This window comes from Gelatiniphilus marinus, from assembly GCF_042684345.1.
Taxonomy (GTDB): domain Bacteria; phylum Bacteroidota; class Bacteroidia; order Flavobacteriales; family Flavobacteriaceae; genus Gelatiniphilus; species Gelatiniphilus marinus.
This window is the reverse complement of the sequence record NZ_JBHULK010000005.1, coordinates 1-14923: the sequence shown is the minus strand read 5'-3', so window position 1 is coordinate 14923 and position 14923 is coordinate 1. Positions and strand designations below refer to the sequence as shown.

Below are 14923 nucleotides of genomic sequence, written 5' to 3'. Positions count from 1 at the left end.
AATTTATTCAAAGTAGTTCATGATTGAATATCCACCATCCTTGAGATATTGCTCTTTTTTCATTAATTTCAAATCGCTCTGCATCATATCATTAACTAAGGCTGGTAAATCATATTCTGGAATCCAACCTAATTTTTCTTTAGCCTTTGTTGCATCTCCAATTAACAAATCTACTTCTGTTGGTCTAAAGTATTTAGGATCTACTGATAACACTTCTTTACCTATTGGCAACTGATATTCTGGATTAGTACAGGCTTTTACAAAAGCTCTCTCGCCTACGCCTTCGCCTTTAAATTCTAACTCTATTCCTGCTTCTGCAAAACTCATTCTCACAAAATCACGAACTGTGGTTGTTTTATTGGTTGCAATTACCCAATCTTCAGCTTCATCGGCTTGAAGTATCATCCACATCATGCGCACATAATCTTTTGCATGGCCCCAGTCGCGTTGTGCATCTAAATTACCTAAATAAAATTTATCTTGTAACCCTAAAGCTATTCTAGATGTTGCTCTGGTTATTTTTCTTGTTACAAAGGTTTCTCCTCTTATAGGAGATTCATGGTTAAATAAAACACCATTACAGGCATAAATACCATAAGCCTCACGATAATTTACCGTAATCCAGTAGGCATACATTTTAGCAACAGCGTAAGGGCTTCTTGGGTAAAAAGGCGTTTTCTCAGTTTGAGGAACCTCTTGTACTTTACCATATAGCTCTGAAGTAGAAGCTTGATAAATTCTAGTCTTTTTTTCCATGCCCAATAAGCGAATAGCTTCTAACAATCTTAATGTTCCTAAACCATCAGCATTTCCAGTGTATTCTGGCATTTCAAAAGATACGTGTACATGGCTCATTGCTGCCAAATTATAGATTTCATCGGGTTGAACCTCCTGAATAATACGAGTTAAATTCGTGCTATCGGTCAAATCACCATAGTGCAAAAAGAAGTTTCTATTTTCAACATGGGGATCTTGATAAAGATGGTCTATTCTATCAGTATTAAATAATGAAGAACGTCTTTTAAGCCCATGGACTTCATAGCCTTTTTTAAGTAGAAACTCACTTAAATAAGCGCCATCTTGTCCTGTAACGCCAGTTATTAATGCTACTTTTTTTTGCATTTCTATTATTTTTATATTTTTAAAATTGTTTGTTTTGGTCGCTGTGCAAAAGTACGATAATTCTTTGCCTTAACAAGTTTTATGTGCTCATATAAATGTTCTTTAAGTATATTGTTGGCAAAATCATACCAAGTCATTGCTTTTTCATCACAAAAATGCTTCATCCCGTAATCTTTTGATTTAGATACAATTAACCTAAGTATGTATTTTGCTAAATTTTCGGTATTTGTGGGGCATCCCTTTTGTGTGTCGGTAATATAGAGGTCTTCGCCCAATTTAGCCTTTTTTAAAATGGTTTTATAAAAGTTGTGCCCGTGTTTTTTGCTATACAACCACGAGGTTCTTATTATAAAATATCGCTCTAAAATATCTTGAACATGTTGCTCGCCCAATAGTTTGGATTTGCCGTATTCGTTAATGGGGTTTGGTTTATCTTCAGTTGTATAAGGCTCAGTTTTCTCGCCATCAAAAACATAATCGGTTGAAATATGTATTAATACTGTATCGGTTTCTTTGCAAGCCTCAGCTAAATACTTTACCCCTTCGGCATTTACTTTATAGGCTATTTCTGGTGTTTTTTCAGCTTGCTCAACATTGGTGTAAGCGGCACAATTTATACAATAATCAAAATTGTTGTTTTTAAAAAACAGTTTTAAATCTGATGCTTTGGTAATATCTAATCCGGCTTTAGAAATAAAGGTAAATTCTAGCTTGTCTTCGTTTTTAGCGAATAACTCGTTAATGGTTTTTCCTAATTGCCCATTCGCTCCTGTTACTAAAACTTGTTTATTCATTTAAATACGTTTCCAAAGTTGGTAGTGCTTTGTCTTTTTTTGAAAGTATTAGATTTTCCGTTGGAAAATTCCAATCAATATTTAATGTTTTATCGTTATAAATGATGCCTTTTTCTGAAGCTTTGTTGTAATAATTATCGCATTTATAAGAAAAAATAGTGTGGTCTTCTAAAACTAAAAACCCGTGGGCGAATCCTTTAGGAATATAAAGTTGTTTGTTCACTTTAGCGTCTAATACTATTGAAAAATGTTTGCCGAATGTAAGTGATTCTTGTCTTAAATCTACACAAACATCTAGTACACTTCCCGTAATAACCCGAACTAATTTTGCTTGAGAATACTTACCTGTTTGAAAATGTAATCCTCTTAATACTCCTTTTGAGGATTGCGATTGATTGTCTTGAACAAAGTTAGCAAAAATGCCTGTTTGGGCTTCAAATTGGGCTTTGTTAAAGCTTTCAAAAAAATAGCCTCTTTCGTCTTTAATTACTTTTGGTGTAATTGTAAAACATCCTTTTAGGTAGGTTTCTTCAACTGTCATTTTTTTTCTATTAATTGTTGAAGGTATTCGCCGTAGCCGCTTTTAAGCAATGGCTGTGCTAGTTTATTTAGTTGAACGCTGTCAATATATCCCATTTTATAAGCTACTTCTTCAATACATCCTATTTTTTGTCCTTGCCGTTCTTCAATTACTTGTACAAATTGAGAGGCTTGCATGAGCGATGCAAATGTACCGGTGTCTAACCAAGCGGTGCCTTTATCTAATATTTGTACCTTGAGTGCGCCTTTGTTTAAATAAGCTTTGTTTATGTCTGTTATTTCCAATTCGCCTCTGGGGCTCGGTTTTATGTTTTTTGCAATTTCAACAACATTGTTGTCATAAAAATATATGCCCGGAACCGCGAAATTAGATTTTGGCTGTTTTGGCTTTTCTTCAATAGAAATGGCTTTGTTTTGGGCATCAAATTCTACCACGCCATAACGTTGTGGGTCGTTAACATGGTATGCAAAAATAACACCTCCTTTAGGGTTAATATTAGCTTGTAAGGTTTCGTTTAAACCCGACCCATAAAAAATGTTGTCGCCTAAAATAAGTGCTACGCTATCGTTTCCAATAAAATCTTCTCCAATAATAAAAGCTTCGGCTAATCCGTTTGGTTGCTCTTGAATGGCGTATGTAAAATGGCATCCGTAATCGATTCCATCACCTAAAAGTTCTTTAAATTTTGGGGTGTCTTTTGAGGTGGAAATGATTAATATTTCTTGTATTCCCGCAGACATTAAGGTGGTAAGCGGATAATAAATCATGGGTTTATCGTAAATGGGCATAAGTTGTTTGCTAACCACTTTGGTTAGTGGGTGCAAACGCGTGCCCGAGCCTCCTGCTAAAATGATACCCTTCATCAATTATTTTTTTCATTTCCACCTTTTGTTTTCGCTCAAGATAAACTCCAATGGAAATCTCTTTAAATTAAACGTTATATTTCTTAACGTACCAATCTACGGTTTTAAGTATGCCTGTTTCAAAACTCTCTTGTGCTTGCCAACCAAGTTTGGTTTTAATTTTTGTGGCATCAATGGCATATCTGTAGTCATGCCCCGGTCTGTCTGCCACAAAGTTAATTTGTTTTTTGTAGGATTCGTTTTTTGGTTTTATATCGTCTAAAATTTCACAAATTCTTTTTGCAATATATAAATTATTGCGTTCGTTTTTGCCTCCAATATTATAAGTTTCTCCAGATATGCCTTTATTAAAAACCAATTCTATGCCCATACAATGGTCTTTTACATATAACCAATCACGAATGTTTTTTCCGTCGCCATAAATTGGTATGTTTTCTCCTAAAAGTGCTTTTCTAATTATGGTTGGAATCAGTTTTTCGTCGTGCTGATTGGGGCCGTAATTGTTTGAGCAATTGGTAGTAACCACATTTAAGCCATAAGTATGGAAATAGCTTCGAACTATAAAATCAGATGATGCTTTTGATGCACTATATGGGCTGTTTGGCGCGTATGGCGTTTGTTCAGTAAACAAGCCTTGTGCTCCCAAGCTTCCATAAACCTCATCGGTTGAAATGTGGTGAAATCTTGAGTTTTTATGTTGCTCTTTTGGTAAATTTGGAGCTTCCATCCAATGGTTTTTGGCTACATTAATTAAATTAAATGTCCCTAAAATATTGGTGTTAATAAAAGCTGTTGGGCTATTGATGGAATTATCGACATGAGATTCTGCTGCAAAATGGATGACACCATCAAAATTGTATTTAGTAAATAAGCTTTCTACCAGGGTCCTATCACAAATATCGCCTTTAACAAAAGTGTATCTAGAGTTGTTTTCTACTTCTGCCAGATTAGATATGTTTGCAGCATAAGTTAGCTTATCTACATTTACTATTTTAACATGCCGATGGCTTTTTAAGTAATAGGGAATAAAATTAGACCCTATAAATCCAGCACCGCCTGTTATTAAAATAGTCATACCCTATATTTTATCTTTATATCGTCCTAAAAATTTAATAAAATCAAAGCTTATCAATATTAAAAAAGTAACAATTAACAAAATAAGTGCATAATACGTTTTTAAGCCTACAAGCTGTCCTAAAATTTCCTTTCTGTTATCAATAGAACCGCTATCTTGTTTGCTCGATGTAATTTCGATAATATTTTGTTTATCGGCAATTTGCCTTTCTATTTCTACTAGTTTTTCTCTTAGTCCCAAATCTTTTGAATACAACTCGAACTCTTTTGTAGAACTTCCGGTATCTTGATTGTCAATTGTAATTCTGGCTTGTGAGTTGTTGTTGTTTTCGGCGGCTTTTATAATCGCTTTTTGGTAAACCGTAAGTAAGGTATCAGATTTAATCAATGAGGTATTTATGGCTAATGCTTGGGCTTTTAATTCATTTATGTCTTTATCTTGCTCTCTTTTAAAATAGGGGTTAGAGTTTATATTTTCAATAATTTTATTAAAAACGGGGCTAAAGCTATTTCTTTCTTTTGCCTTTATGGTTATTTGCTGATATTGATGGTTGTAATCTTTATCGTTGTTTAAAAACGATTCGTAGTCAACTGTTGCAGCAACGGTAGAATCGAGGGTTTTTAGATAAGCATCATATTCTTTGATTTTTTGGTTTTCGCTTATTATTGATTCTATTTCAAAATCTATAATTGAAGACAGTTCTTCTTGCTTTATGCCCAATACACTTTCTAAAGTACTAATATCGTGCTGTTCAACCAAGTCGTTATAATAACTAATGGCATTGTACAAGTTTTCCCCGGTATTGTAATTTTGCTTAACCGTTATATAGGATTTATAAATGGGTTCGGAGGTTTTTTCCAATAATATACCCAAAGCAACCCCAACAATTCCTGCAATTACAAATTTTATAAAGTGTTTTTTTAAGAAAAACACAATCCAAACAAAAGCTAAAAAAAGACTGTTTAATATGCTACCTATAAACTTAAAAAAGCGCTCGAAAGCGTTTCCAATAAGCTTGAAGAGTTGGCCTAAATCGACTTCGTCTGACTGTTTTGGTTGTGGTAAATCTTTACTCATAATTAATGTTATGTGTTAGTTAAATAATTGTTCTAATATTTTTCTTGTAATTAAATAGGTAGGCTTAACGCCCGATGTGCCCAATCCGCCAGATGCCAATGTGCTTCCTGTCTCTAAAGGGTTATCGCTGGCATAATAGGCATAACGCACTTTTACATTTGGATTTATACTGTTTCTTACTTTTGATGCTGCTTGAATGGCTTTTTGATAATGGGCACCTTCCATTTCCAGACCTATAACACGCCATGTGGAATCGTGGAAAAACCTTAAAATATCTTTGTTTTGCAGCGAGGTACCCAAAACCGTAACCATGGAGCCTTCACAGACATTTATGCCATGGCCTTTAAAATGCTCTTTTTTCAGTTCGTTTGTAAACGGATAATTATCTGCGGTACCTTCAAAAATATGTGCTGTAGGAATCATTATGTCGCCTTTTCCGCCCTCTAAAATACCTGCTTTTCCCATTATGGAAATCGATTCTACATTTAAATGTACTTCCTTATTTTTAACTTTACAAGGTTTCAATAATTCATCAATAGTTTCGTAGGCTTGCTCGCCAAAGGCATAATCCATTACCAACACCACCGGTTTTTCAGTTTTTAAAACCTTTTCGTTGGTTTTAATATCTATTTTAGAAACATCTATTTTTTCGGTATCGAAAATCTGGACGTCTATATTGGTGCCAGAGCTGTCCTTAATATAAATCATGCCATTAAGCAAGGCTTCTTTGGTAACTTTATTTCTAAGGGGTTCACTTTCTTTTTCGCTTAAAGACTCGTAAACCTCAAATATATCTTTTTTAGATTTCAAGGCATTTGGCGCAAAAAGCGTATTCATTACGCTATGCATATTGGCACTGATAATATGAATAGGCCGACCTAACAAATCGTTTTTGTGCAAGGTTTCCTTTATGGTATTTGCCCAAACCTCACCGTGTATATGGTGCCCCAGGCGCTCTCTAAGCACCGGACTAAAAGTAACCGTGCGTTTGTTGTTGTTTATTTGCTCTTCTATGGCCAATTTACCCAACCAATATACAATATGCAGCAGGCGCTCGGGTTGTTTGGACGTTGCAAATTTAGAATATACGTTGGTTAGCTCTTTAAAGGTACGCCCTAAAATGTTAGCAGTGTGGGTAATGGCAATTTCGCGTTCTTGTTGGGTTAGTTTTTTGGAGGATAACACCGCTTTTTCAAGTTTTATCCAATCTCTGGTGGTGTTTCCTGCCTCGTCTATTAGTACACGATTACTTATTTTATGAGACTCAACAAAAAGAAAGGTTAAATGGGTTAAAATATCGTAAATTTCAGAGCGTCCTCTGGTAATCTCAATATTCATTTGTTCGGCATCAATCCTGTAACAATTTCTTCGTCTTTTTGGTGGGATTATGGGCTTAAAATGCGAATTGGCATAGCCCTCATCGCTTGTTAAATTTATAAAGGTGCACTCTTCAATACCAATGGGCAACCTATCAATTACATAAAGAAGGCCTTCTAATTCTGCTTTTTCATCACCAATGGAGCCGTATATTTCTGGCCGCAAAAGCAATAAGGATTGCCTTAATGTTTCTCCAGATACGCCCATGGGCTTATAAAAACCACGGTTAAACAAGTGGCGCATGGTAATGTACATCTTTTCTATGGCATTCGAGCTTTCTTGTGCCCGCGTTCTTCCCTGATGTTTGTTTTTACCCATACTATTGTTAATTCGTGCAAAGATAATATTATTTGTATTACTTTAACCATGAATGCTGCAATGGTATCTATCGGCTAAAAAAACAGCATTTTATTTTTTTATTCTGCTGAAAGATGCTCAGCAATTATCCTATCGTTTGCTAAACGTGGTATTTTATTTTGGCCGCCCAATTTCCCAACAGATTTCATATAGTCTTGAAAACCACCTTTTTTAACTGTGGTTATTTTAAGTGGCTGCAGCACTTTACCCGCTATCAAATCAAAATAATAACTGTTTTGCTTTTGTAGCGATTGATCTATTTTTTGCGCTAACGCGGAAAGGTTTTCCGGTTCGTTTTCAAACTCTATAAACCATTCATGGTAGGGCAAACCCTTAGTTGGGTTAATTTGTGGGGCTACCGTAAATTCTGAAACCCTAACCACTGTATTTAAAGTGGCTTCCTGCATGGCTTGTTCAACTTCTTTTCCAATTACGTGCTCTCCAAAAGCCGAAATAAAATGTTTTATCCTGCCCGAAACTATTACACGGTACGGTTTTGTTGATGTAAACTCGACCGTGTCGCCAATATTATAAGCCCAAAGTCCGGCATTGGTAGAAATTATCATAACATAATTTACACCTATTTCTACCTCGGCTATTGGTATTCGTTTGGGGTTATCGTTAAAAAACTCGTCGGCTTTAATAAACTCATAAAAAATACCGGAGTTTAATTGCAAAAGCATGCCTTTTTGGTTCTGTTTGTCTTGATACGCAAAAAAGCCCTCACTAGCTGGGTACAATTCTATACTATCTACTTTTCGGCCAATAAGGTTTTCAAACTTTGCGCGATAAGGTTCGTAATTAACACCTCCAAAAATAAAGAGGTTGAAATTTTTAAAAATATCGCCTATTTTTTTGCCTGTTTTTTCCTGTAGTTTTTCAAAATACATTTGTACCCACGAGGGTATGCCAGAAATAACAGTCATGTTTTCAGGCAAGGTTTCTTCAACAATAGCATCTACTTTGGTTTCCCAATCTTCAATGCAATTGGTTTCCCAAGATGGCAATCTGTTTTTTTGAAGATATTTAGGCACATAGTGGGCTACAATGCCCGAGAGCCTTCCTAATTGAATACCATTTTGCTCTTCTAAAATGGGGCTTCCTTGAAGAAAAATCATTTTTCCATCAACAAATTTAGCATTTCCGGTTTCGTGAATGTACATTAAAATGGCATTTCGTGCCGCTTCAACATGCGTGGGCATACTTTCTTTTGTAATAGGAATGTATTTAGAGCCCGAGGTGGTGCCCGAGGTTTTGGCAAAATAAATGGGTTTGCCTTTCCATAGTATATTTTCTTCGCCAGCAACTACTTTTTCAACATAGGGTTTAAGTGCTTCGTAATCTCTAACAGGAACGCGTTTTACAAAGTCGTGGTAGTTGTTTATGCTTATAAAGTCGTGGTCTCTGCCAAACTGGGTTTGGGCAGCTGTACTTATTAAATCTTGAAACACTTTTTCCTGTGTTTTTACAGGATTATTCGCCCATTTTTGTACACGCTTAAACACGCGTTTTGCAAAGGGTTTTGCTAAAGCCGATTTTATTGAAAACATTTATTGAAAATCTATAAAGTTAGAAGGATTGATGGAGTAACCATCGTTCCAGAGTTCGAAATGCAAATGAGGCCCAGTAGAAAACTCTCCAGAATCTCCAGCTGTGGCTATAACTTCGCCGGCTTTTACCAAATCGCCTTGCGCTTTTGTTAAAGACCCGTTGTGTTTATAAACAGAAATTAAACCATAACTATGCTCAATAATTATTACATGGCCTGTGGTTGGTGTCCATTCTGCAAAAATAACAATGCCGTCGGCAGTGGCTTTAATGGGTGCATCTTTAGCCACCACAATATCTACCGCATAATGTTTTTCCTTTAGGTTGTAGGGTTCGCTTATGGTACCGTTTACCGGAGGGAACAATACAAAATTTGAAGCCGATGTTGCCGATTCAAACAGGTTGTATTTATCTTCTTTAGCCACTTTTTCGCGCAATAGCGAATCTTCAATACTTGGGCTTAGGTCTATTTCGCCGTTTTCAAGTTTTACCGCTTCAATTATAGAGTCTTTGTTAAAATCTATGGCACTTACATCGCCTCGAAGCACTTTTTTTATAGATGCAAAATACCTTTCGTTCATGGCAAGTGCTTGCTGTAACGAATCGGTTTTATAATTTAGTTCTATTGCTTTCTTTTTTAGCGCTGTTGAGGAGTAACCCGGAATGTATTCTCTTAGCGGCGTAAATGCTATTAATGCGTAGGTGGCACTTATTAGGGCAATTGCAGTTACAGATGCCAAAACAAAAACGTTTAAACGTGTTAGTTTAAAAGATAAACGCTCCTCGAATGTGTTTTCGTTTAAAATAACCAAGCGGTACTTGTCGAGCAGCTTGCGTTTTATTTTTTTGGTTTTCTTTTTTTTGTCTTTCATCGTATAGGCAAAAATATATAAAATTACGGCACATGGCGTTTCTGTTTGTGCTAAAGTTAGTTTTTAAACGTTATTATTAAACTTTAATTATTAACTTTGTGTTTAAAATTATAAGTTATGAGTTTATATATATTAGCTATTGGCCCTTGGCAGATAGCATTAATTGTTGTGGTTGTTTTGTTGTTGTTTGGTGGAAAAAAAATACCTGAATTAATGCGTGGTCTTGGTAGTGGGATTAAAGAATTTAAAGACGCTAGTAAAGAAGAAAGTCCAAAAAAAGAAGAGAAACCAGAATAACATCATTTTTTCTTATTTTAAATTAAACAGAAAAACCAGCGTAAATGCTGGTTTTTTTGTTTGAGCGGAAATTATAAAATCTTATTAATTTATTTTAATGGATTTTATAATAGCCTCTAAATCGAACATGTGGTCTCTTTTCTTTACCGATGGCGCAAAGGCAAATCCTTCAACCACGACCCAACGGTTATTAATTTTATCTTCAATAGCATAATTAATATAAGGTCCAGACATAAAAGCCCCTTTTAAATCCCAAAGGCCTTTAGTTTCCAAGGTTGGTTTATTATCTAAAATAGTTTCAGAATGAAAAGGCGTGTAGGCGTTTTCGGTTACCATAAAAGAGCCTTCAACAGGTCCCGGAATATAGGTTTTTCCTATGGAATCTCTTATTTTAATAATTTGGTTTACCACACTATCATTTCTTTTAATAGCATCTGTGGGCAACTCGTAAATTAATAAATTGGTGGTTCCGGTTGAAATATCTTTTCTAATCCAAAAGAAATCATCGGTTTCTTTTGCAATACGGTACGCGGTTTGAAACTGTATGCTTAAACCTAGTTTTTCTTCAATGTTTTTGGTACGATGAAGCGATTTTGCTATGCGGCGTTGTTGCTCTTTTAGTTCTTCTTTTTTAAATTCCTCTATTATTTTTTCAGAATTTTCTTTAAGCAATCCAATAACTTCGGTTTTTGTTTTTCCTGAGACTACAATTACCTTTTGAGGTTTTGCATATACGTTTCTGGCTATTTTAAATCCTGGGGTTTTGCCCATTTCTATTATTAAAATAGACCGGTTTCTAGTAATAAAATCTGAAAACACCTTGGTTGGTATTTGGTTTATATTAAAGGTGGGCTCGTTATCTTGTGGCAAACCGTAAATTGGGGCTGCAAGTACGTCTCTAATAGCTTCGCCAACACTACCTTTCCAGAGTTCGTTGCTTACTACGACCGATATGTGATTAACGTTACCAGACGAATCGAAAAGTATTCTGTCGTTCGAAGATTTTTTGTCTTCGCAAGAGACCGTAGCGAAGGCTATTAGCACAATGGTTAATGTTTTTAAAATAAAATTACGCATCATTTAAGTTATGGTTTTTTTTAGGAACTTATCCTTTTGCTATTTTAAGTTTCATTCCTGGTTTTAATTTACTACCACTAATACCGTTCCAATCTTTAATATTTTGAACAGAAACTCCAGGAAATTTTTGTGAGATGCTCCAAAGCGAGTCGCCACTTTTAACGATATAAGTTGTTACATTGCCAGAAACAGGCTTTGTTTTGGTGTTTTTTTTAGCTGAAGAAGTGCCCGATACATTAGGTTTTCTGGGGTAAATTGTTAAGCGCTGCCCTATTTTTAAATTGTTGCTCCTCAGTCCGTTCCATTGTTTTATTTGGCTTACTCGAACGCCATATTTTCTAGCTATCTTTCCCAAATAATCTCCAGACCTAACACGATAACGTATTTTATCGTTTGCATTAAAAAACTGTGGCAATGGTTTTTCGCGTTTATCGAGCTCTGCTTTGGCAAAGGCGTATATTTTTTCTTCGTTATTTACAAAAGTGCCCACCACATCGCGTGGTAAACGCAGTACATAATTTTCTTTTTCAATAAAAGGAATAATATCTAATTTATATGAAGGATTTAAAAACTGAAGTTGCTCAATGGGTGTGCCCGTAACTTCTGAAACCTGATCGAGGGTTATCATCTGTTTTACTCTTACAGTATCGGTTTCAAATAAAGCCAATTGGGGTTTAAGTTTTTTAAATCCGTGCGCTTCGGCATATTCAAAAATATACATATTGGCTAAAAATGCTGGTAAATAGCCTGCGGTTTCGCGTGGTAAATTGTGCCTAATGTTCCAATAGTTTTTATAACCGCCAGAACGCCTAATGGCTTTGCTAACGTTGCCTGGGCCAGAGTTGTAAGCGGCCAAAGCAAGATCCCAGTCGCCAAAAATTTTATATAATCGGGTTAAGTATTCTGCAGCGGCTTTGGTAGATTTTATGGGATCGCTGCGCTCATCTACATAACTGCTTACATCCAATCCGTGCTCTTTTCCGGTGCCAAACATAAACTGCCACAAACCTGTTGCACCCACTCTAGATTTGGCTCGTGGTTTTAAAGCCGACTCTACAATGGCTAAATATTTTATTTCTAACGGGATGTTATGCCTATCTAGCTCTTCTTCGAACATCGGGAAATAAAACGAACTTAAAGTGATTAACTTTTGCAAATGTTTTCTACGATGCTTTAAATATGATTTTATAACACTTTCCAACGACGGATTGTACTCCACATTAAAAGGGGTTCTGGCATCGAGTTCTTTTAAACGTTTTTTTAGGGTATCTGTTGGTAATTCTGGGTAATCAACAGGTTGGTAAGTAAGCTCTGTTACCGATTTGTAAATGGTATCGAACAGATTGTTGTTGTACAATTCTTCAAACCATTTTTCGTCAAATTTTGCGGCAAGTTCTAAATCTTCTAATTTTTTAATTGAAGCACTATCTTTTTCAGCTTCAATCTTTTTTTCAGTAAGATCTTTTCCATCAATTATAGAATCTTTGATGATTTCTTTTTTAGGTATAATAGAGTCTTGTGTTTGCGAGAAACAAACACCAAGGTTAAAAAGCAAGCATAGAATAAACAATCGAAAAGCCATAAAATCTGTTCTTTTTTTATTGAACGATGTTATGGCTAAATTCGTATTTTTTGCTGTAATTTGAAAACTTAATTTAGTTTATTCTAAAATAGCAGCAATTCCAGGAAGCGTTTTACCTTCTAAACTTTCAAGCATAGCACCACCGCCAGTACTTACGTAACTTACTTTATCTTGAAAACCAAATTGTTTTACTGCGGCTACCGAGTCGCCACCACCAACTAACGAAAACGCACCGTTTTTAGTGGCTTCTGCAATCGAGTTTCCTAATTCAATCGTGCCGTTTGCAAAGCTTTCCATTTCGAAAACACCCAAAGGCCCGTTCCAAAGTATGGTTTTAGAGTCCATTACAACCTTATGGAACAGTGCTCTGGATTTTGGTCCGGCATCTACGCCTTCCCATCCATCGGGAATGGCATTAATGTCTACAATTTGTGTGTTGGCATGGTTACTAAAATCGTCTGCGGCAATAGTATCTACAGGAATATGAATTTGAACATTTTTGGCTTTGGCCTGTTTTAAAATATCTAAAGCCAAAGGCATTTTATCGTCTTCGCAAATTGAATTTCCAATGTTTCCACCTTGTGCTTTTACAAAGGTAAACGCCATACCGCCACCAATAATTAAGTGATCTACTTTATCAAGAATATTCTCGATAATGGTAATTTTTGAAGATACTTTTGCTCCGCCAAGAATTGCCAAAACCGGTTTTTCGCCAGTTTCCATTACTTTTTTAATGCTCTCTATTTCTTGGGCTAATAAATTGCCGAAGCATTTTTTTCCTTCAAAAAACTGTGCTATAATGGTTGTTGATGCGTGCGCTCTGTGTGCCGTACCAAAGGCATCGTTTACATAAATATCGCCTAATTTTGATAGTTTTTCGGCAAACTCTACATCGCCAGTGGTTTCTTCTTTGTAATACCGTAGGTTTTCTAATAATAAAATTTGTCCTGGCTCTAATTTTGCTGCTGCAGCTTCTACGTCTGCTCCGATGCAATCTGCTACAAATTTAACATCGACACCTAAAATATCTTCAACTTTTGCCGCTATGTGCTTTAATGAAAATTTATCTTGAAACCCTTTTGGGCGCCCTAAATGCGACATTAATATACAGCTTCCGCCATCTTCTAAAATTTTAATGATGGTTGGTTTTGCAGATACAATTCTTGTAGCATCGGTAACCTCGAAATTATCGTTTAGCGGTACGTTAAAATCTACTCGAATTAATGCTTTTTTGTTTTCAAAATTAAAATCGTTAAGCGTTTTCATTGTATATATGGTTTTGTTTTTTAGTTATTTGAAACACAAATGTAACTAATTATACAGCCAATTAAAATGTGTTTTTTTACGAAAACGATGTAGCTTTAAAATAAATTACCTGTGTTGAATTTATTTAGGTATTAACCCATTGTTCATTTTATTTTTTTAATACAAATTGAAATATTAGTTAAGCCTATGGCTTGACTTTGTGAGAAAAAAAAGATAACTTCGTTTAACGATTGGATATCGATAATTTATAACAATCGATATCCAAAAGCCATTGTAGCCAATGTGAGAGCAACATTTCGGAAAAGAATAAAATATGAATAAAAGACCGAGAATAGAATTAAAATTAACTCAAACCGACAAGATTCTTGAGATATTTGGTTGGATTGCGATTTTTGGAATATGGACTTTGACATTAACAAACTATTTTGAATTACCCGAAATAATCCCAACACATTACAATGGAATTGGAGAAGCTGATGGATTTGGTAATAAGACAAATATATTTGCATTACCGATAATTTCGACAATCTTATTTATTGGTTTAACAATTCTGAATAAAAATCCACACGTATTTAATTATCCGAGTGAAATAACAGAGGAAAACGCTTTACATCAATATACAAATGCAACTCGTATGATAAGAGTTTTAAAATTAGTTATTGTATTAATTTTCGGATTAATAGTTTATAGAACAATTCAAAATGTAAACGGAAATGCAGATGGACTTGGAATTTGGTTTTTACCTTTAACTATGGCAATGATTTTTATTCCAATGATTTATTTTTTGATTAACGCAAATAAAAAGAAAAAAACGACTGAATAAAACACTGGCTACAACACCGTATATAATTTATTGCTGGTTCTAGCCTACTTACGAAAATCCTTGCGGATTTTCTATTCGGTTTTTATTTGCTAAATTACGTACTTAAACCACGCAACAAACCATATACGTATTCCAAGGTCAAATCCTAACGAAATATAGTTTTTTTATGCGGCATGTTGTTGGAGAACAACATATGGCGTTCCTCTTTTAACTACTGCAAATGCTCTTGCTATTAGTTTATTTCTAACATTA

General features: G+C 35.2%; 14 protein-coding genes. 2 read left to right on the top strand and 12 right to left on the bottom strand.

The genetic code is table 11. The annotated features are described in order from the left end of the window. Window positions 1-3: 3 nt before the first annotated feature. From gmd to ACFSQS_RS12045, 9 genes are all read right to left on the bottom strand, one after another. On the bottom strand, window positions 4-1122 hold the full coding sequence (gmd, locus tag ACFSQS_RS12085) for a GDP-mannose 4,6-dehydratase (RefSeq protein ID WP_388019137.1): 1119 nt from the start codon (window positions 1120-1122) through the stop codon (window positions 4-6). A gap of 11 nt (window positions 1123-1133) precedes the next feature. Continuing rightward, a complete protein-coding gene (gene rfbD / locus ACFSQS_RS12080) occupies window positions 1134-1916 on the bottom strand; it encodes a dTDP-4-dehydrorhamnose reductase (RefSeq protein ID WP_388019134.1) in 783 nt (260 codons plus the stop codon). After that, complete coding sequence (rfbC, locus tag ACFSQS_RS12075; protein WP_388019131.1) at window positions 1909-2457, bottom strand: dTDP-4-dehydrorhamnose 3,5-epimerase; 549 nt, start codon at window positions 2455-2457, stop codon at window positions 1909-1911. Before rfbC ends, rfbD begins: the two co-directional genes overlap by 8 nt. Continuing rightward, complete coding sequence (gene rfbA, locus ACFSQS_RS12070) at window positions 2454-3320, bottom strand: glucose-1-phosphate thymidylyltransferase RfbA (RefSeq protein ID WP_388019128.1); 867 nt, start codon at window positions 3318-3320, stop codon at window positions 2454-2456. Before rfbA ends, rfbC begins: the two co-directional genes overlap by 4 nt. 67 nt (window positions 3321-3387) lie before the next feature. After that, the gene (gene rfbB, locus ACFSQS_RS12065; RefSeq protein WP_388019125.1) at window positions 3388-4395 is read right to left on the bottom strand and encodes a dTDP-glucose 4,6-dehydratase; all 1008 of its coding nucleotides are present in this window, start codon (window positions 4393-4395) and stop codon (window positions 3388-3390) included. Window positions 4396-4398: 3 nt separating this feature from the next. Further along, window positions 4399-5472 carry a hypothetical protein gene (locus ACFSQS_RS12060; RefSeq protein ID WP_388019122.1) on the bottom strand — a complete coding sequence of 358 codons (1074 nt, stop codon included), beginning with the start codon at window positions 5470-5472 and terminating at the stop codon, window positions 4399-4401. A 15-nt stretch (window positions 5473-5487) separates the two neighbouring features. Then, window positions 5488-7167: a DUF6909 family protein gene (locus tag ACFSQS_RS12055; protein WP_388019119.1), complete on the bottom strand. Its 1680-nt coding sequence runs from the start codon at window positions 7165-7167 to the stop codon at window positions 5488-5490. 98 nt (window positions 7168-7265) lie between these two features. Further along, a complete protein-coding gene (locus tag ACFSQS_RS12050; RefSeq protein WP_388019116.1) occupies window positions 7266-8756 on the bottom strand; it encodes a GH3 auxin-responsive promoter family protein in 1491 nt (496 codons plus the stop codon). Next, complete coding sequence (locus ACFSQS_RS12045; RefSeq protein ID WP_388019113.1) at window positions 8757-9626, bottom strand: M23 family metallopeptidase; 870 nt, start codon at window positions 9624-9626, stop codon at window positions 8757-8759. A gap of 117 nt (window positions 9627-9743) precedes the next feature. On the opposite strand from ACFSQS_RS12045, the gene tatA reads away from it, so the two are divergent. Further along, on the top strand, window positions 9744-9923 hold the full coding sequence (gene tatA / locus ACFSQS_RS12040; RefSeq protein ID WP_388019110.1) for a twin-arginine translocase TatA/TatE family subunit: 180 nt from the start codon (window positions 9744-9746) through the stop codon (window positions 9921-9923). Window positions 9924-10007: 84 nt separating this feature from the next. On the opposite strand, the gene ACFSQS_RS12035 is transcribed toward tatA, so the two are convergent. From ACFSQS_RS12035 to ACFSQS_RS12025, 3 genes are all read right to left on the bottom strand, one after another. Further along, window positions 10008-11003, bottom strand: a complete 996-nt coding sequence (locus ACFSQS_RS12035) for a DUF4837 family protein (RefSeq protein WP_388019107.1) — start codon at window positions 11001-11003, stop codon at window positions 10008-10010. A gap of 25 nt (window positions 11004-11028) precedes the next feature. After that, complete coding sequence (locus tag ACFSQS_RS12030) at window positions 11029-12582, bottom strand: LysM peptidoglycan-binding domain-containing protein (protein WP_388019104.1); 1554 nt, start codon at window positions 12580-12582, stop codon at window positions 11029-11031. A 78-nt stretch (window positions 12583-12660) separates the two neighbouring features. Continuing rightward, window positions 12661-13848 (bottom strand): phosphoglycerate kinase, encoded by a 1188-nt coding sequence (locus tag ACFSQS_RS12025; protein ID WP_388019101.1) that lies wholly within the window; start codon window positions 13846-13848, stop codon window positions 12661-12663. 313 nt (window positions 13849-14161) lie between these two features. Between ACFSQS_RS12025 and ACFSQS_RS12020 the strand changes: the two genes are divergently transcribed. Beyond that, complete coding sequence (locus ACFSQS_RS12020) at window positions 14162-14671, top strand: DUF1648 domain-containing protein (RefSeq protein ID WP_388019098.1); 510 nt, start codon at window positions 14162-14164, stop codon at window positions 14669-14671. Window positions 14672-14923 lie beyond the last annotated feature (252 nt).

What these genes read in the sequence shown, in the direction of transcription:
- ACFSQS_RS12050 (WP_388019116.1), bottom strand. Translation starts at nt 8,756, where the DNA reads ATGTTTTCAATAAAATCGGCTTTAGCAAAACCCTTTGCAAAACGCGTG.
- ACFSQS_RS12035 (WP_388019107.1), bottom strand. Translation starts at nt 11,003, where the DNA reads ATGATGCGTAATTTTATTTTAAAAACATTAACCATTGTGCTAATAGCC.
- ACFSQS_RS12055 (WP_388019119.1), bottom strand. Translation starts at nt 7,167, where the DNA reads ATGGGTAAAAACAAACATCAGGGAAGAACGCGGGCACAAGAAAGCTCG.
- ACFSQS_RS12060 (WP_388019122.1), bottom strand. Translation starts at nt 5,472, where the DNA reads ATGAGTAAAGATTTACCACAACCAAAACAGTCAGACGAAGTCGATTTA.
- gmd (WP_388019137.1), bottom strand. Translation starts at nt 1,122, where the DNA reads ATGCAAAAAAAAGTAGCATTAATAACTGGCGTTACAGGACAAGATGGC.
- rfbA (WP_388019128.1), bottom strand. Translation starts at nt 3,320, where the DNA reads ATGAAGGGTATCATTTTAGCAGGAGGCTCGGGCACGCGTTTGCACCCA.
- tatA (WP_388019110.1), top strand. Translation starts at nt 9,744, where the DNA reads ATGAGTTTATATATATTAGCTATTGGCCCTTGGCAGATAGCATTAATT.
- ACFSQS_RS12045 (WP_388019113.1), bottom strand. Translation starts at nt 9,626, where the DNA reads ATGAAAGACAAAAAAAAGAAAACCAAAAAAATAAAACGCAAGCTGCTC.
- rfbD (WP_388019134.1), bottom strand. Translation starts at nt 1,916, where the DNA reads ATGAATAAACAAGTTTTAGTAACAGGAGCGAATGGGCAATTAGGAAAA.
- ACFSQS_RS12030 (WP_388019104.1), bottom strand. Translation starts at nt 12,582, where the DNA reads ATGGCTTTTCGATTGTTTATTCTATGCTTGCTTTTTAACCTTGGTGTT.
- ACFSQS_RS12025 (WP_388019101.1), bottom strand. Translation starts at nt 13,848, where the DNA reads ATGAAAACGCTTAACGATTTTAATTTTGAAAACAAAAAAGCATTAATT.
- rfbC (WP_388019131.1), bottom strand. Translation starts at nt 2,457, where the DNA reads ATGACAGTTGAAGAAACCTACCTAAAAGGATGTTTTACAATTACACCA.
- ACFSQS_RS12020 (WP_388019098.1), top strand. Translation starts at nt 14,162, where the DNA reads ATGAATAAAAGACCGAGAATAGAATTAAAATTAACTCAAACCGACAAG.
- rfbB (WP_388019125.1), bottom strand. Translation starts at nt 4,395, where the DNA reads ATGACTATTTTAATAACAGGCGGTGCTGGATTTATAGGGTCTAATTTT.